This is a genomic window from Nonomuraea sp. NPDC048881 (assembly GCF_040649795.1).
GTDB lineage: Bacteria > Actinomycetota > Actinomycetes > Streptosporangiales > Streptosporangiaceae > Nonomuraea.
Map to the genome: position 1 here is coordinate 812,608 of NZ_JBEZGC010000002.1, position 16,641 is coordinate 829,248.

At 73.7% G+C, this 16,641-nt stretch carries 13 protein-coding genes; 8 read left to right on the forward strand and 5 right to left on the reverse strand.

What is annotated here, in order from left to right; all coding sequences use genetic code 11:
• Positions 1-305 precede the first annotated feature (305 nt).
• Entirely contained in the window at positions 306-1,985 is a 1,680-nt protein-coding gene (gene polX, locus AB0C33_RS09295; protein ID WP_358285310.1) for a DNA polymerase/3'-5' exonuclease PolX, read from the reverse strand.
• A gap of 38 nt (positions 1,986-2,023) precedes the next feature.
• Entirely contained in the window at positions 2,024-3,004 is a 981-nt protein-coding gene (locus AB0C33_RS09300) for an aldo/keto reductase (RefSeq protein ID WP_358285312.1), read from the reverse strand.
• A 183-nt stretch (positions 3,005-3,187) separates the two neighbouring features.
• Between AB0C33_RS09300 and AB0C33_RS09305 the strand changes: the two genes are divergently transcribed.
• The 6 genes from AB0C33_RS09305 to AB0C33_RS09330 all read left to right on the forward strand — a co-directional run bounded on the left by AB0C33_RS09305 (position 3,188) and on the right by AB0C33_RS09330 (position 12,616).
• The gene (locus AB0C33_RS09305) at positions 3,188-4,318 is read left to right on the forward strand and encodes a histidine kinase (protein WP_358285314.1); all 1,131 of its coding nucleotides are present in this window, start codon (positions 3,188-3,190) and stop codon (positions 4,316-4,318) included.
• Positions 4,319-4,445: 127 nt separating this feature from the next.
• The gene (gene lanKC / locus AB0C33_RS09310; protein ID WP_358285317.1) at positions 4,446-7,001 is read left to right on the forward strand and encodes a class III lanthionine synthetase LanKC; all 2,556 of its coding nucleotides are present in this window, start codon (positions 4,446-4,448) and stop codon (positions 6,999-7,001) included.
• Between the two features lie 4 nt (positions 7,002-7,005).
• Entirely contained in the window at positions 7,006-7,137 is a 132-nt protein-coding gene (locus AB0C33_RS09315) for a SapB/AmfS family lanthipeptide (RefSeq protein ID WP_352327332.1), read from the forward strand.
• Between the two features lie 69 nt (positions 7,138-7,206).
• A complete protein-coding gene (locus AB0C33_RS09320) occupies positions 7,207-8,871 on the forward strand; it encodes an ABC transporter ATP-binding protein (protein WP_358285319.1) in 1,665 nt (554 codons plus the stop codon).
• The gene (locus AB0C33_RS09325; protein ID WP_358285322.1) at positions 8,868-10,628 is read left to right on the forward strand and encodes an ABC transporter ATP-binding protein; all 1,761 of its coding nucleotides are present in this window, start codon (positions 8,868-8,870) and stop codon (positions 10,626-10,628) included. Before AB0C33_RS09320 ends, AB0C33_RS09325 begins: the two co-directional genes overlap by 4 nt.
• The gene (locus tag AB0C33_RS09330) at positions 10,625-12,616 is read left to right on the forward strand and encodes a prolyl oligopeptidase family serine peptidase (protein ID WP_358285324.1); all 1,992 of its coding nucleotides are present in this window, start codon (positions 10,625-10,627) and stop codon (positions 12,614-12,616) included. Before AB0C33_RS09325 ends, AB0C33_RS09330 begins: the two co-directional genes overlap by 4 nt.
• A gap of 34 nt (positions 12,617-12,650) precedes the next feature.
• On the opposite strand, the gene AB0C33_RS09335 is transcribed toward AB0C33_RS09330, so the two are convergent.
• Positions 12,651-13,259, reverse strand: a complete 609-nt coding sequence (locus AB0C33_RS09335; RefSeq protein ID WP_358285326.1) for a response regulator transcription factor — start codon at positions 13,257-13,259, stop codon at positions 12,651-12,653.
• 143 nt (positions 13,260-13,402) lie between these two features.
• Between AB0C33_RS09335 and AB0C33_RS09340 the strand changes: the two genes are divergently transcribed.
• Positions 13,403-13,891 (forward strand): carboxymuconolactone decarboxylase family protein, encoded by a 489-nt coding sequence (locus AB0C33_RS09340; protein ID WP_358285328.1) that lies wholly within the window; start codon positions 13,403-13,405, stop codon positions 13,889-13,891.
• A gap of 33 nt (positions 13,892-13,924) precedes the next feature.
• Here the strand turns inward: AB0C33_RS09340 and AB0C33_RS09345 are convergent, their stop codons facing one another.
• Positions 13,925-14,962 (reverse strand): zinc-dependent alcohol dehydrogenase family protein, encoded by a 1,038-nt coding sequence (locus AB0C33_RS09345; RefSeq protein ID WP_358285330.1) that lies wholly within the window; start codon positions 14,960-14,962, stop codon positions 13,925-13,927.
• A gap of 1 nt (position 14,963) precedes the next feature.
• Positions 14,964-15,677: a helix-turn-helix transcriptional regulator gene (locus tag AB0C33_RS09350; protein WP_358285332.1), complete on the reverse strand. Its 714-nt coding sequence runs from the start codon at positions 15,675-15,677 to the stop codon at positions 14,964-14,966.
• Between the two features lie 232 nt (positions 15,678-15,909).
• Here AB0C33_RS09350 and AB0C33_RS09355 point away from each other — a divergent pair, with 232 nt between their 5' ends.
• Positions 15,910-16,620, forward strand: a complete 711-nt coding sequence (locus AB0C33_RS09355; protein ID WP_358285334.1) for an SDR family oxidoreductase — start codon at positions 15,910-15,912, stop codon at positions 16,618-16,620.
• Positions 16,621-16,641 lie beyond the last annotated feature (21 nt).

The following is a 16,641-nucleotide window of genomic DNA, read 5'->3' on the forward strand; positions in this document are numbered from 1 at the left end:
CCGTTTTGGGGTGTTAAGTCCGAATTTGAGAGCAGGAATTCTGGTGGACGCCCGCTCCTGGAGCAGGGCCGCGACCATCCGCGGCGGATGCCCCCGTCGAGGCTCGGGTGCGGCCCGCGCTGGGTGCGGGCCGCACCCGACCGGCGCCTTGATGCGGCCCGCGCAGACCCGCGCGCCAACCAGGGGTGCGGCCCACTCCGAGCCCCGATGCGGGCCGCACCCCCGACAGGCCATGGCGGGCCCTGCCGGACTGGGCATCCCGACGCTGGACGTGCCCGGCCGCCCGCCTCGACCCGGGCGGAGGGTTACCGGCCCAGGAAGGCGAGGAGGCGGTCGAGGGGCCAGGTGTTGATGACGTCGTCGCTCGTCAGCCAGGCCCGCTGCGCGATCCCGACCCCGAACCGCTGGTGGGCCAGGTGGGGGATCGCGTGCGAGTCGCTGTCGATGGAGAACTTCACCCCGTGGTGCTTGGCCAGCCGCACCAGGTCGGCCGGCAGGTCGGAGCGGTCGGGGTAGGAGTCGATCTCCATCGCGGTGCCCGTACGGGCGGCCGCCCGGAAGACGGCGTCCCAGTCGGCGTCGACCGGCGGCCGCTTGCCGATCTTCCGGGTGGTCGGATGGCCGATGATGTCGACGTACGGGTTCTCGCAGGCGGTGATGAACCGGCGGGTCATCTCCTCCCGCGACATGCCGAAGTGCGAGTGGACGGAGGCCACGCACACGTCGAACTCGCGCAGCACCTCGCCCGGCCAGTCGACCGACCCGTCGGGCGCGATGTTGAGCTCCGACCCGTGCAGGATGCGCATGTGCGGATACTTCTTCTGCAGCTCCGCCACCCGCCCGCGCTGCTCCAGCGCCTTGTCCAGGGTCATGCGCTGCATGGCCAGGTCGGGCGCGTGGTCGGTGACCGCGTAGTAGGAGTAGCCGCGCGCGGCGCCGGCGGCCACCATGTCCTCCAGGGAGGCGATGCCGTCGGTGAGGTCGGTGTGGGTGTGCAGGTCGCCCTTGAGGTCGGCCAGCTCCACCGGCACCGGCAGCTCGCCGCGCAGCGCCGCCTTGACCTCGCCGCCGTCCTCCCGCATGGGCGGCGGCACGAACTGCATGCCGAGCGCCTCGTAGATGTCCTCCTCGGACTCCGCGGCGATCACCCGCTCGCCCTCGAACAGCCCGTACTCGGACAGCTTCCAGCCCTTCTTCACCGCCATCTCCCGGATGGCCACGTTGTGCTCCTTGGAGCCGGTGAAGTACTGCATCGCCGCGCCCCACGACCCGGCCGGGATCAGGCGCAGGTCGACCTGGACGCCGGAGGTCGTGCGGATCGAGGTCTTCTTCTCGCCCGCGGCGATCACGTCGGCGACGTAGGGCTGCGCGCGGAAGTCGGCCATGATCGACTCGGGCGCCACCGCCAGGATGTCGATGTCGCCGATCGTGTCCTTCATCCGCCGCAGCGACCCCGCGTACGCGACCCGCTCGGTCTTGAGCGAGCCGATGACCTGCTCGGCCAGCGCCATGGCGACGCCGATGTGCACCCGGCGGCCCGCCTGCTCAAGCTGCTCGATGCCCTTGAGCAGGTTGGCCAGCGTCTTGGGGCCGAGGCCCTTGACGCCGTCGAGCCGGCCGGAGGTGATGGCCTCGCCCAGCGCCACCGTGGAGTCGATGCCGTAGTCCTCGAACAGCATGATGGCCGTCTTGGGGCCGAGCGTGGGCACCCGGGTGAGCCGCCGCACGCCCTCGGGCACGCGGCCCCGCAGGTCGTCGAGCTGCCGGAAGCTGCCGCGCTGGAGGAACTCCTCCATCTTCTTGGCGATGGCCTCCCCGACGCCGGGGACGCCGCGCACGTCGACCTCCGAGATGTCCTCGGGGAACCCGGCGATCGCCTTGGCCGCCTTCTGGTAGCTCCGCACCCGGAAGGCGTCGCCGCCGCTCAGCGCGAACAGCTCCGCGTATTCCTGCAGCGCCGCCGCCGCCTCCTCATTAGCCCGCATGCCCCTACCTTAGGATCTCCGACCGACAATCCCGGTGCTCAGAACTTGACCTCCCGCGGCCGGTACGGCTCGGCCAGGAACGCCAGCTCCTTGTCCGACAGCTCCACCCCGACGGCCGCCACGGCGTCGTCCACGTGCCCGTCCTTGGTGGCCCCGACGATCGGCGCGGTGACGCCCGGCTGGTGCAGCAGCCAGGCCAGGGCGATCTGGGCCGGCGGCAGCTCCCGCTCGGCGGCGAGCTGGGCGACCCGGTCGAGGATGCGCCGGTCGTTGTCGGGGTCGTACAGGAAGTCGATGCGCGCGTCGGAGCCGGTCCTGGCGGTCGCGGAGGCCGCCGGGCCGGCCGCGCCCGCCCTGGCCAGCACGCCGCGCGCGAGCGGGCTCCACGGGATCACGCCCACGCCCTGGTCGGCGCAGAGGGGCAGCATCTCCCGCTCCTCCTCGCGGTAGAGCAGGTTGTAGTGGTTCTGCATCGAGACGAACCGCGTCCAGCCGTTGGCCTCGGCGACGTGCTGGGCCTTGGCGAACTGCCAGGCCCACATCGTGGACGCGCCGATGTAGCGGGCCCGGCCCGACCTGACCACCTCGTGCAGCGCCTCCATGGTCTCCTCGATGGGCGTCTCGTCGTCCCACCGGTGGATCTGGTACAGGTCCACGTAGTCGGTGCCGAGCCGGGCGAGCGAGGCGTCGACGGCCGCGAGGATGTGCTTGCGCGACAGCCCGCCGTCGTTGGCGCCCCTGCCCATCGGGAAGTAGACCTTGGTGGCCAGCACGTAGTCCTCGCGGCGGGGGAAGATCCGGCGCAGCACGGCCCCGGTGACGACCTCGCTCTGGCCGCGGCTGTAGATGTCGGCGGTGTCGAAGAACGTCACGCCCGCGTCGGCGGCCCGCCGGATGATCGGCTCGGCCTGTTCCTCCGGCAATGCCCATTCCTGGCGCGCCGGATCGCCGTAGCTCATCATCCCCAAACAGATGCGAGAAACTTTCATACCCGTGGTGCCAAGTCGCATGTATTCCATACCGACACCCTATGACTGATATGAACTGCCTAACCCCTTGTGGGGTGGGAAGTCAGCGTGTCCGGAAGCGGCCTCGGTCTTTACACAAGGTGGCCGTGTCAGGTCGATTAGAGGAACGAGGGAGCGGTGAGCGCACTCGCCACGCGTACTGTCCCGTCACGTCAACCGCACACCGGGGGTGAGGTGGACGCCACACGCCGTGGCCCGGCGCCTCGATTACGTTCCAAGGCGCACGTCCTGGCGTCGCCCGGCTGGGCCGGCGGGCTCGGCCTGGTGGCCGGCGGCGTCGGGCTGGTGATCCCGGTGCAGGCCGGGCTGGCCGGATCGGGGCTGGTGGTCGAGGGGTCGGTGGCGCTGGCCGTCCTGCTCACGCTGCACGGCAGGTTCGTCCTGGAGGAGCCCGTGCGGCGGGCCGGCTCGTGGTGGCTGGTGGCCGTCCAGGCGTGGCTGACGTACGTGCCGCTCGCGGTGCTCGGGCCGGCCTGGACGCCGGTGTGCGGGCTGCTGGCCGGCGCGCTGCTCGTGGTCGCGTCCCGGGTCAGGTCGCTCGTGCTGGTGGCGCTGGCGCTGTCGTGCGGGCCGGTGCTGCTGGCCGCGCCGGGCTCGTGGCAGGTCGAGCCGGTGTGGGCGCTGGTCACCCCCTTGATCGGCGTCGTGGAGTTCGCGCTGCTGAGCCTGCTGGCCCGGGTGCGCCGGCTGTCCGGGGCCCGTACCGACGTCATGCGCCAGGCCGTGACGCTGGAGCGCCGCCGCTTCACCCGCGACCTGCACGACCTGGTCGGGCACCGGCTGACCGTCCTGACGCTGAAGGCGCAGCTCATCCAGCGGCTGGTGGCCGAGGACGACGAGAAGGCCCGGCAGGAGGTGGGCGAGACGCTCGAACTGCTGCGGGACCTGTCGGCCGACGTCCGGGCCGTCGCGCACGGCCGTCTGCGCAGCTCCTCGCTGGCGGCCGAGCTGGGCGCGGCGCGGGCGCTGCTGGAGTCGGCGCGGGTGCGCTGCCAGATCAGGGTGGCCTGCCGTGACCTGCATCCCGACGTGGAGGAGGCCCTCACGCACGCGCTGCGCGAGGGGGTGACGAACGTGCTGCGGCACGCCGAGGCCGGGCAGTGCTGGATCCAGCTCATGGAACGCGACAATGTGGTCCGCCTGTCCATCAGGAACGACGGCGTGCGCCCGCCGCGCCGGCCGGGAGACGCCGGTCAGGGCCTGCTCAACCTGGCCGAACGCGTCTCGGCGCTGGGCGGCTGGCTGGAGGCGTCCACGTCGCGCAGCGGGGAATTCTCGTTCAGTGTTTATGCCCCGCGCATATAATTACCATTTGTGAAAAACGCATCAAAGCACATTTCATAGCCATATATGGCTCATGTTGCGTGTTACTAGTCCGACCCGGCGCGGGTGCGGCAGGCTCTAAGCACACCGCCTCGGAGGGCCGCGCCAAATGGACAAGTACGAGCTCTACTGCCTTGTGGACCAGTGTTTCTACGACACTCCCGACCACAGCACGGCGGCGGACGTCGACTTCGCCCATCTGCGCCGGCCCGTCCCCGACGGCTGGGCCCACGAGCTCAGCGACACCTGGGCGTACTACATGCCCACCGGTGAGGCGCCCCTGCCGACCCAGGGCTGGAAGATCCACGTGTCGGCCCGCGTCGAGGACGCCGAGAAGGTCGTCGACACCGTGTGGGACTACTGCGTGCCCCGCGGGGTCGCCTTCAAGTTCCTGCGCGGCCCGGCGGTGCTGGTCATGGTCAACTCCAAGGCCGCCTCCCGGGCCTCCAGCGGCAAGCTGGTCACCATCTACCCCCGGGACGAGGGGCAGCTCGAACTCGTGCTCAAGGAGCTCGACGAGCTGCTGCGCGGCGTCGAGGGGCCGTACATCCTGAGCGACCTGCGCTACGGCGACGGGCCGATGTTCGTCCGCTACGGCGGTTTCGCCGAGCGGCACTGCCTGTCCCCGTCCGGGGAGCGGGTGCTGGCCGTCGAGGACGGCCAGGGCAAGCTGATCCCCGACGTGCGCGGCGCGACGTTCTCGGTGCCGCCCTGGACCACGCTGCCCGAGTTCCTCGAACCCCACCTGGCCGCGCGCAACGCGGTGACCATGGAGGGGCTGCCGTACCGGATCGAGAGCGTGCTGCACTTCTCCAACGGCGGCGGCGTCTACCTGGCCCGCGACACCCGCACCGACGAACGGGTGGTGCTCAAGGAGGGCAGGCCGCACGCCGGCCTCGACGTGGCCGGCCGGGACGCGGTCGCCAGGCTCGAACACGAGCGCGACATGCTGCGCCGCCTGGCCGGCCTGCCCGCCGCCCCCGAGCTGCGCGACTACTTCACCATCGGCGGCCACCACTTCCTCGTCCAGGAGTTCGTGGACGGCACCCCGCTCCAGCGGCGGCTGGTGCGCCGCTTCCCGCTGACCAGCGCCACCTGCGACGAGCAGGACCTCGCCGACTACACCGCCTGGGCCACCACGACCCTGGAGAGCGTCGAGGAGGCCGTCGAGTCGCTGCACGGACGCGGCGTCGTCTTCGGCGACCTGCACCCCGACAACATCCTGCTCACCCAGGACGGCCGGGTCGTGCTCATCGACTACGAGGTCGCCACCCTCGCCGCGGACCGGGCCAGGGCCGCGCTGGCCCATCCCGCCTTCGCCGCCCCGCGCGACCGCCACGGCGTCGAGGTCGACCGGTACGCGCTGGCCTGCCTGCGCTTCGCCCTGTTCGCCCCGCAGTGCACGATCATGCTGCCGATCCACCGGCCGAAGATCGTCCAGCTCGCGCGGATCGTCAAGGAGACCTTCCCCGTCCCCGGTGCCTTCATGGACACCGCCGCCGCGACCATCGCGGGTGACCAGGCCGTGGAGACCCCCGTGCCGACGCCGGGGACGGCCACCTGGGCCGAGCTGCGGGAGGCGATGTGCCGGGCCATCCGGGCCGGCGCGACCCCCGGGCGCGACGACCGCCTCTTCCCCGGCGACGTCGCCCAGTTCAAGCCCGGTGGCGGCCTCAACGTGGCGACCGGCGCGGCCGGCGTGCTGCTCGCCCTGTCGGCCACCGGCCTCGGGCCCTTCCCCGAGTACGAGACCTGGCTGCGCGAGCGCGCCCTGCGCCCGGCCCCCGGCTCCGGCATCGGCCTGTACGACGGCCTGCACGGCATCGCCCACGTCCTCGACCGGCTCGGACACCGCCAGGACGCGCTCGACGTCGTCGACATCGCCCTGCGCGAGCAGTGGGACCGCCTGGAGACGGCGCTGTTCTCCGGCCTGCCCGGCATCGGGCTGAACCTCCTGCGCCTCGGCCGGACCGAGCCCGCCCTGACCGGGCACGCCATGCGCGCGGTGGACATCTGCGCCGACCGCCTCGGCGGCCCCGAGGACGTGCCCGAGATCAGCGGCGGCGACAACCCCAGAGCCGGCCTCATGTACGGCTCGTCCGGCTCCGCCCTGCTCTTCCTGCACGCCTACGAGCACACCGGCGACCGGGCGCTGCTCGACCTGGCCGAGATCGCGCTCAGGCAGGACCTGCGGCGCTGCCGGGCCTCGGAGGACGGCTCGCTCCAGGTGAACCAGGGCTGGCGGATGCTGCCCTACCTGGACGAGGGCTCCGTGGGCATCGCCATGGTGCTCGGACGCTATCTCACGCACCGCGACGACGACGAGCTCGCCGCCGAGCTGGACCGGCTCAAACTGGTCGCCCGCGCCGGGTTCTTCGTCCAGCCGGGGCTGTTCACCGGCCGCGCGGGCATCATCGCGGCACTCGCCGGAGATCCGGTGGCCCGCGAGCTGATCAAGGGGTTGAGCTGGCACGCCATGCCGTACGGCGGCGGCCTGGCCTTCCCCGGCGACGGGCTGTTGCGCCTGTCCATGGATTTCGCGACCGGTACGGCCGGCGTGCTGTTCGCCCTCGGGGCGGTGCTGGGAGACCAGCCGGCACGCCTGCCGTTCCTGGAGGCCGCACCAGAGCGGCCTGCGCATGATCAACCGCGGAAGGAGGTGTAAGAACATGGTTCTTCTCGACCTGCAGGGTCTGGAGGCTCCCGCGGCCAGCGACGTGGCCAGCGGCGGCAGCTCGCTCACTGCTCTCACGTGTCACTCGGGTCACCCGAGCAACCTCAGTGTCGCTCTCTGCCACTGATAGCTGACAGGGTCCCCGCGCCGTTTCGTGGTGGCGCGGGGACCTCCCGAGTCTGAAGGAGGCCGGCAGGTGGGACCGGGAGACCGCCTGGTGACGGACGCCGTACGGCGCTGCGGCCCGTGGCCCGCCGTGCTGGCGGTCACCGCCGTCGCCGGCGCGGCCGGTGAGCTGGCCGTCCCGTTCCTCGTCGGCCGCACGCTCGACCTGCTCCTCGCCCGCTCGCCGGACGCCGCCACCGCCCTGGCGCTGTGCGCGGGCGTGGTCGCCGTGGTGGTGCTCTGCGAGAGCCTCGGCGGCTGGGCCAGAGGGGCGAGCAGCGCGTACGCGGCCGCCCGGCTGCGGCTCGGCGTGCTGCGGCACGTGCTCGGCGTCGGCCGGGCCGCCACCCGCCGCTTCCCCGAGGGCGACCTCGTCACCCGGGCCGGGCTGAACGCCGAGGAGGCCGGACGGGCCCCCGAGACGGTCACCGGCGCCCTGGCGCTGCTGGTGCCGACCGTCGGCGCCCTGGTCGCGCTCACCCTCATCCATCCGCTGCTGACCCTCACCCTCGCGGCGGGCATCGTCGTCATCGTGTTCGTCCTGCGGGCCTTCCTGCGCGTCACGACCGTCATCTCCGGCGGCTACCAGGAGATCCAGGGCGAGATCGCGGCCCGCCTCGTGGACGCCCTCGACGGCGCCCGCACCATCGCCGCCGCCGGGACCGCCGACCAGGAGGCCCGCCGGGTGCTCGCGCCCCTGCCCCGGCTGCGCGCGCACGGCATGGCCCTGTGGCGCGCGAACGCCTCCGCCGGGGTCCGGTCGGGGCTGATGATCCCGCTGCTGGAGGTCGCCGTGCTGGCCGCCGGGGGGCTCATGCTGGCCGCCGGGCGGCTCACCGTCGGCGACCTGTACGCCGCCGCCCGCTACGCCGCCCTCGGGGCCGCGCTCAGCACCTCGCTCGGTTACGTCGGCGGCCTGGCCAGGGCGCGGGCCGCCGCCGCCCGCGTCGCCGACGTCCTCACCCTGCCCCCGGTCCGCCACGGCTCGCGCGCGCTGCCGCCCGGCCCCGGCACGGTCGAGTTCCGCGACGTCGCCGCCGACGGGCTCACCGTGGGCGACCTGACGATCCCCGGCGGCACGGTCACCGCCGTGGTGGGACGGTCCGGCTCCGGCAAGTCCCTGCTGGCCGCGCTCGCCGGCCGCCTGGCCGACCCCGAACGCGGGGACGTGCTGCTCGACGGCGTCCCGCTGCGCGAGCTGACCCGCGACGGCCTGCGCTCGGCCATCGGCTACGCCTTCGAGCGGCCGGTGCTGGTCGGCGACACCGTCGGCGAGGCGATCAGCGCCGTCCCCGGCTCCCAGGCGGGACGGGAGGCCGCCCTGGCGGCGCGCGCCGACGGGTTCGTCCGCCGGCTGCCCGCCGGTTACGACACGCCGCTGGCCGAGACGCCCATGTCCGGCGGCGAGCGGCAGCGGCTCGGCCTGGCCAGGGCGTTCGCGCGGGGGGATCGGCTGCTGGTGCTCGACGACGCCACCTCCAGCCTGGACACCGTCACCGAACGCGAGGTCAGCCGGGCGCTCACCGGCGACCCCAGGGGCCGCACCCGCCTGATCACCGCCCACCGCCTGGCCACCGCCGCCCGCGCCGACCAGGTCGTCTGGCTGGAGGAGGGCCGGGTGCGCGCCGCCGGCCCGCACGACGTGCTGTGGCGCGACCCCGCCTACCGGGCAGTCTTCCAGGAGGCCCGCCCATGACCCCCGACTCCGGCGTCCCGGCGGCTCCCGGCGTCCCCGCGGCTCCCGGCGTCCCCGCGGCTCCCGGCGTGCCCGCGGTCCCCGGCGCGGCGGCCGGGTTTCGGCGGGCGCTCGTGCGCGACCCGCGGCGGCTGGTCGCCATCCTGCTCTGGTCGGTGCTGGAGGCCGCGCCCGCCTTCCTGGTCGGGCACGCCGTCGCCCGCGCCATCGAGGACGGCTTCGCCCGCGCCCGGCCGCTGACCGGGCTGGCCTGGCTGGCGGCGCTCGGGCTGGCGTGGCTGGTCTCGGCCGTCGGCGCCCGTCAGGTGGTGCTGGCCGTGGCCGCCGTGGCCGAGCCGTTCCGCGACGACCTCCTGACGCGGGTGGTGCAGGGAGCGCTGCGCCGCCCGCTCGACGAGCGCCCCGACAGCGCGGCCACCGCGCGGGCCGGGCTCCAGGTCGAGCTGGCCAGGGACGCCTTCGCCGCCGTCGTCACCACGGTCAGGGGGTTCGCGTTCACGCTGGTCAGTGTGGTGCTGGGGCTGCTGACGCTGGCGCCGGGCACGCTCGTGCTGGTGCTGCCGCCGTTCGCGGCCGGGCTGGCGTTCTTCCTGGCCTCGCTGCCCGCGCTGGCCCGGCGGCAGCGCGCGTTCCTGCTGGCCGACGAGGAGCTGGCCCGGTCGATGACCGCGACGGCCGCCGGGCTGCGCGACATCGAGGCGTGCGGCCTGCAGGACCGCGAGGACGAGCGGCTGGCCCGCCAGGTCGGCGCGCAGCGCGACGCCGCCCGCGCCCTGGCCAGGGTGACCGCGGTGCGCACCGCCGCGCTGGCCGTCGGCGGCTGGCTGCCCGTCGTCCTGCTGCTGGCCGGCACGCCCTGGCTGCTCGACGGCGGCGCCCGGCCCGGCGTGATCGTCGGCGCGCTGGCCTACGTCACCCAGTCGCTGGCCCCCGCGCTCGGCGGGCTCGTCCAGGGGCTCGGGGTGAGCGGCGTGCGGCTCGTGGCCACGCTGCGCCGGATCGCCGCCGCCGCGCCGCCCCGGCCGCCGTCGCCGCCCAAGGTCCGTCCGTCCGGGGGCGACGTCACGCTGCGGTCGGTCACCTTCGCCTACGGCCCGCACTCGGCGCCGGTCCTGGACCGCCTGGATCTCACCGTCCCCGAGGGCGACCACCTGGCCGTCGTCGGCCCGAGCGGCGCGGGCAAGTCGACGCTCGCCGCCCTGCTCAGCGGCATCCTGCCGCCCGGCGAGGGGGAGGTGCTGGTCGGCGGTGTGCCCGCCGACCGCGCCGACCCCGCCGCCCGCGTGCTCATCCCCCAGGAGGCGTACGTCTTCCGCGGCACGCTGCGCGACAACCTCGCCTACCTCGCGCCCGGGTCCGGCCGCCTGGACGAGGCCGTGGCCGCCCTGGGCGCCACGGACCTGGTCGAGAGCCTGGGCGGGTACGACGCCACGCTGGATCCGGCGGCGCTGTCGGCCGGGCAGCGCCAGCTCCTCGCCCTCGTCCGCGCCCACCTGACCGATGCCCCGCTGGTCATCCTGGACGAGGCCACCTGTCACCTGGACCCCGCCGCCGAAGCCCTGGCCGAGAACGCCTTCGCGGCCAGGGGCGGCACGCTCATCGTGGTCGCGCACCGCCTCACCTCCGCGCTGCGCGCCCGCCGCGTCCTGCTCATGGACGGACCCCGGATCACGATCGGCACGCACGACGAGCTGATCCGGGTCTCGCCCCTGTACGCCGACCTGGCCGGCCACTGGCAACCGGAGCCCGTGTCATGACATTTGCAGACGAGTACCCGCCCGCCGAACGTCAACCGGTCACCGACCGCCTCCACGGGCGCGACATCCCCGACCCGTACCGCTGGCTGGAGGACCCCCTCGACCCGCGGACCGGGGAATGGCTGGCCGCGCAGGACCGGCTGTGGCGGGCGGCCGCCGCGCGCCTGCCGGACCGCGAGCGCTTCCTGGCCAGGCTCACCGAGCTGAGCGTCACCGGCCTGGTCACCCCGCCCGTTTGGCGCGGCGGCCGACGCTTCCACCTGCGGCAGACCGGCTGCCAGGAGCACCCGGTCCTGTACTGCGACGACCGGCCCTTCCTGAACCCGGCCGACCGCGACCCCACCGGCCTGACCACCCTGGACGACTGGCAGCCCGACCCGCAGGGCCGCCTGGTCGCCTACCAGATCTCGCGCAGCGGCGACGAGAAGGCCGACCTGTACGTCGAGGAGGTCGACACCGGCAAGCTCGTGGACGGCCCCATCGGCGGCTGCCGCTACTCGCCGGTCGCCTGGCTGCCCGGCGGCGAGGCCTTCTACTACGTGCGCTTCCACGAGGGCGTGCACCTGCACCGGCTCGGCGTCCCCGACGACGTGCCCGTCCTGACCGGCGGGCCGATCTCGTACGGCGTGCAGCTCAGCGCGGACGGCCGCTGGCTGACGATCTCCGCGGGCGGCACGGCCGGCAACTCGCTCTGGCTGGCGGACCTGTCCGGCGGCGACCCGGCCCGGCCGCGGCTGCGGGTCGTCCAGGAGGGGACGCACGTGCGCACGGCGGGCGCGGTGGCCTCCGACGGCCGCCTGTACCTGCTCACCGACCGCAACGCCCCCCGGCGCCGGCTGTGCGTGGCCGACCCGGCCGAGCCCGAGGTGTGGCGCGAGCTGGTTCCCGAGGACCCCCGGGCGGTGCTCGGCGCGTTCACCCTGCTGGACGGCGACCGCCTGCTGGTCTCCAGGACCCGCCACGCGATCGGCGAGATCGCCGTGCACGACGCCAGGACGGGGGAGCGGCTGGGCGAGGTGCCCCTGCCCGGCAGCGGCTCGATCGCCTCGCTCAGCTCCCGGCCCGAGGGCGGCCACGAGGCCTGGTTCACCTACACCGACGCCGTCACGCCCGCCGAGATCTGGCGCTACGACGCCCGCACCGGCGCCGCCACCCTGTGGGCCGCCCCACCCGGCCGGGTCGCGCTGCCCGACGTGCGGAGCCACCACGTGGAGTACACCTCGGCCGACGGCACCCCCGTGCGCATGGTCGTGGTCGCGCTGTCCTCCGGCTCGGGCCCGCGCCCGGCGATACTCAACGGGTACGGCGGCTTCGGCATCCCCCTCATGCCCGGCTACGCGGCCGACTCGCTGGCCTGGGTGGAGTCGGGCGGCGTGCTGGCCATCGCCAACCTGCGCGGCGGCGGCGAGGAGGGCGAGTCCTGGCACCGCGACGGCATGCTGGAACGCAAGCAGAACGTCTTCGACGACTTCGTCGCCGCGGCCGAGAAACTGGTCGCCGACGGCTGGACGACCCCGGAGCAGCTCGGCATCTGGGGCGAGTCGAACGGCGGCCTGCTCGTCGGCGCGGCCCTCACCCAGCGCCCCGACCTGTTCGCCGCCGCCGTCTGCTCGGCCGGGCTGCTGGACATGGCCCGCTACCACCTCAGCGGCCTCGGCCCGTCCTGGACCGGCGAGTACGGCGACCCCGCCGACCCCGACCACCTGGCCTGGCTGATGGCCTACTCGCCCTACCACCACGTCCGGCCGGACGCCGGCTACCCGGCGACGCTGTTCACGGTCTCGGCCGCCGACACCCGGGTGGACCCGATGCACGCCCGCAAGATGTGCGCGGCCATGCAGTGGGCCCAGGGGACCAGGGGGGCCGGTTCCCGTCCTGTCCTGCTGCGCCACGAGCGCGACGTCGGCCACGGCGCCCGCGCCGTCAGCCGGTCCATCGCGCTCGCCGCCGACGTCCTGGCCTTCCTGGCCGCCCACACCCGCCCTTGAGCGGGCGGGGGCGGGCCTGGACGGCGGAGGGAGGTCAGATCCAGCCGGACTCGCGGGCGATGCGGATGGCGTCGATGCGGCTGCGCGCGCCCAGTTTGGACGTCGTCCGGCACAGGTAGTTCCGGACCGTTCCCTCGGCCAGGAACAGCGACGCGGCGATCTCCCCGATGGAGGCGCCGTCGGCCGCCGCGCCGATCACGTCCAGCTCGCGGGGGGTGAGCGGCGGCTCCGGCGGGCGCATGGCCGCGATGGCCAGCTCCGAGTCGATGACCCGCTCGCCGTCGGCGACCCGGCGGATGGCGTCGGCCAGCCGCTCCGGCGGCGCGTCCTTGGCCATGAACCCCCGGACGTGCACCTCCAGCGCCTGCTTCAGCAGCCCGGGGGTGCCGACGCCGGTCAGGATCAGCACGCCGCAGCCGGGCAGCTTCTCGTGCAGCTCGCCGGCCGCGGCGAGCCCGTCCATGCCGGGCAGGGCGATGTCCAGCACCGCCACGTCCGGACGGCACGACTGGGCGGCGGCCAGGATGCGGTCGCCCCGCTCGACTTCGGCGACGACCTCGATGTCCTCCTCGTAGGCCAGCAGCGCCACGAGCGCCCCTCGTACCAGGTTCATGTCCTCAGCGAGCAACGTTCGAATCACCATGGGGTCCTTGCGGTCGACCAGGCTTGCAACGTCCTGCGGGCCACTCAATCCTGACGTAAAGCCCGCACTGTGGAAAGTCCTCCTAAGTGACGGTAAAGCCGCCACCGGACAAGTGGACGCTCATTTGGGGAATGCTCATGGCCATGAAGCCTCGAGTGAAGCCCCTGCCTCCTGCGGAATGGGACGACTTTCAGCAGGCGAACCCCCAGAACGTGTTCACGACGCTGGGCCGGCACCCCGCGCTCTACCAGGGCTGGCTGCGCTTCGGCGGCGCGCTGCTCAACGGCACGCTGCCGGCCCGCGACCGCGAGCTGGCCATCCTGCGCACCGCCTTCCACAGCGGCAGCGCCTACGAATGGGCCCATCACGCCCGCATCGCCCGCGAGGTCGGCTTGACCGACGTCGAGATCGAGTCGGTCCGCCAGCTCGACGCCCTCTGGTCGGTCGAGGACCGCCTGGTGTTACAGGTGGCCGACGACCTCCACTACGCGGGCGACCTCACCGACGCCACCTGGGCGGCCCTGTGCGACCGCTACGACGAGGTGCGCAGGATCGAGCTGGTCGTCCTCGTCGCGCACTACGCCATGCTGGCGCTGGTGCTCAGGACGTTCGGCGTGCAACTGGAGGAGTGAGCCCCCCTCACTCGCCCGTACGCGCCCCGGCCCTCACGCGCCCGCCCGCGGCAGGATCATCGTCACGCCCGGGACCGAGCCGATCGAGGCCAGCGCCTTGCCGGCGTCGGCCAGGCCGATCGTCCGGGTGACGAGCTGGTCGGGGTGCAGGATCCCGGCCCTGATCAGCTCCAGCATGGGCGGGTAGGCGTGCGCGGCCATGCCGTGGCTGCCCAGCAGCCGCAGCTCGTGGCCGATCACGCGGTCCATCGGCACCGGCGTCGCGCCGCCCGGCAGCAGGCCGACCTGGACGTGCCGCCCCCGCCTGCGCAGGCTCTCGACCGAGGCCGCGCACGTGCGGGGGCTGCCCAGCGCGTCGAGTGAGACGTGCGCGCCGCCCCTGGTCAGCTCCCTGACCTGGGCCGCCGCGTCGCCGGCCGAGCCGTTGACGAAGTGCGTGGCCCCGGCCAGCTCGGCCAGCTCCAGCGCGTCGGTGCTGATGTCCACGGCCACCACCCGCGCCCCGGACGCCGCCGCGATCATCACGGCCGACAGCCCGACCCCGCCGCAGCCGTGCACGGCCACCCACTCTCCCGGGCGCACCTCGCCCACCTGGACGATCGCCCGGAAGGCGGTGGCGAAGCGGCAGCCGAGCCCGGCGGCGGTGGCGTAGGCCATCTCCTCGGGGATCGGGACGAGGTTGACGTCGGCGTGGTCGACGGCGACGTACTCGGCGAAGGAGCCCCAGTGGGTGAAGCCCGGCTGGGTCTGCCGCTCGCACACCTGCTGCTGGCCCGTGGCGCAGGCCGCGCAGGTGCCGCAGGCGCAGATGAACGGCACGGTGACCCGCGCCCCCGGCAGCCAGCCGCGCACGTCGGGGCCCACGGCCTCGATCACGCCCGCCAGCTCGTGGCCGGGCACGTGGGGAAGGACCTTGATGTCGGGGTCGTGCCCCTGCCAGCCGTGCCAGTCGGAGCGGCACAGCCCGGTCGCCTCGACCCGGATCACCGCCCCGCCGGGCGCGGGAGTGGGATCGGGCAGCTCGCGCACGTCGAGCTCCCCGCCGAAGATGTCAAAGGCAACCGCTCGCATCTCATGAGCTTAGAGTGAGTCGCCGCAGGTCGCGCAAGGCCCGGTGGGAGGGCGAGCCGGGTTCGGTGGTGTAGAGCACCAGCCGCAGGTCGTCGCGGTCGGGCACGGGGAGCACCTGGCAGATGGCGTCGATCGTGCCGACGGCCGGATGGGTGACCTGTTTGCGCTGCTCCCTGCGCACCTCCACCTCGTGCCGGGCCCACAGCTCGGCGAACTCGGGGCTGAGCGCCAGCATCTCGGCCACCAGCGCCTGCAGCGCCCGGTCGTCGGGGTAGCGGCCGGCGGCCACGCGCAGGTCGGCGACCGAGGCGCGGGCGAAGCGGCTCTTCTCCTCGTCCGACAGGTGCTCGGCGATGCCGGGTGACCTGAACACCCAGCGGATCACGTTGCGCCCGTCGGGCGGGAGGGAGTCCAGGTCGCCCATGAGCATGCCGGCGAGGGGGTTCCAGGCGCGCAGGTCGTAGCGGGCGTCCAGGACGTAGGCGGGGACGTCCTCCAGGAAGGCGAGCAGGTGCAGGATGCCCGCGGGCACGTCCTGCCTGATCCGGGGCGTCTCCAGCACCTGGCCGGCCAGCCGGAACAGGTGGGCGCGCTCGTCCTGGTCCAGCATGAGCGCCCGGCCGAGCGCGCCGAGCACCTGCCGCGACGGGTGCGGGCCCCGGCCCTGCTCCAGCCGGATGTAGTAGTCGATCGACATCCCGGCGAGCTGGGCCACCTCCTGGCGGCGCAGGCCGGGCGTGCGCCGGCGTCCGCCGCCAGGAGGTGGCCCACGTCGGACGGGGTGACGCGGGCGCGCCTGCTGCGCAGGAAGCCGGCCAGTTCGTCGCGGTTCATGCCTCCATCCTCCGTCCTGAGGCCAGGTGAGCGGGCGCGCGAAGGTGGTACCGCTGATCCCAGCCTCCGCGGGTCTCTCCCGTCCCCGCAGCGGCCTGGGAGAACGTTGGGCCATGACGACGACTGCCCTGATCACGGGCGCGAACAAGGGGATCGGCCACGAGATCGCGCGGCTGCTTGCGGAGCGGGGGATCACCGCGATCGTGGGGGCCCGCGACGAGGAGCGCGGACGGGCCGCCGCCGGGCGGCTGGGCCTGCCGTACGTGCGGATCGACGTGACCGACGAGGAGAGCGTGGCCGCCGCCGCCAAGTGGATCGAGGCCGAGTACGGCTCGCTGGACATCCTGGTCAACAACGCGGGCGTCGCCGGCGGGCTGGACGGCGGCGCCCCGAGCGCCGTCACCGCGCGGGAGCTGCGGGAGGTCTACGAGACGAACGTGTTCGGCGTGGTCACCGTGACCAACGCCATGCTGCCGCTGCTGCTCGAATCGCCGGCGGGCCGGATCGTGAACATGTCCAGCGAGCTGGGCTCGATCAGCCTGGCGCTCACCCCGGACAGCCCGTTCTGGGACCTCAACTTCGCCGCCTACAACTCCTCCAAGACCGCGCTCAACATGATCACCGTCTGCTACGCCAAGGAGCTGATGGGCACCTCCGTCAAGGTGAACGCCGCCAACCCGGGCTACTGCGCCACCGACCTCAACGCCCACACCGGCTTCCGCACCGCCGAGCAGGGCGCGGCCATCGCCGTACGGCTGGCGACCCTGGACGCCGACGGACCGACCGGCGCCTACCTGGAGGACGACGGACCGATCGGCTGGTGAGGTGTGGACACTTGCGTACTG

Coding starts and splice junctions, on each gene's coding strand:
- lanKC (WP_358285317.1), top strand. CDS start 4,446: ATGGACAAGTACGAGCTCTACTGCCTTGTGGACCAGTGTTTCTACGAC.
- AB0C33_RS09345 (WP_358285330.1), bottom strand. CDS start 14,962: ATGCGAGCGGTTGCCTTTGACATCTTCGGCGGGGAGCTCGACGTGCGC.
- AB0C33_RS09330 (WP_358285324.1), top strand. CDS start 10,625: ATGACATTTGCAGACGAGTACCCGCCCGCCGAACGTCAACCGGTCACC.
- polX (WP_358285310.1), bottom strand. CDS start 1,985: ATGCGGGCTAATGAGGAGGCGGCGGCGGCGCTGCAGGAATACGCGGAG.
- AB0C33_RS09340 (WP_358285328.1), top strand. CDS start 13,403: ATGAAGCCTCGAGTGAAGCCCCTGCCTCCTGCGGAATGGGACGACTTT.
- AB0C33_RS09315 (WP_352327332.1), top strand. CDS start 7,006: ATGGTTCTTCTCGACCTGCAGGGTCTGGAGGCTCCCGCGGCCAGCGAC.
- AB0C33_RS09335 (WP_358285326.1), bottom strand. CDS start 13,259: ATGGTGATTCGAACGTTGCTCGCTGAGGACATGAACCTGGTACGAGGG.
- AB0C33_RS09355 (WP_358285334.1), top strand. CDS start 15,910: ATGACGACGACTGCCCTGATCACGGGCGCGAACAAGGGGATCGGCCAC.
- AB0C33_RS09325 (WP_358285322.1), top strand. CDS start 8,868: ATGACCCCCGACTCCGGCGTCCCGGCGGCTCCCGGCGTCCCCGCGGCT.
- AB0C33_RS09300 (WP_358285312.1), bottom strand. CDS start 3,004: ATGGAATACATGCGACTTGGCACCACGGGTATGAAAGTTTCTCGCATC.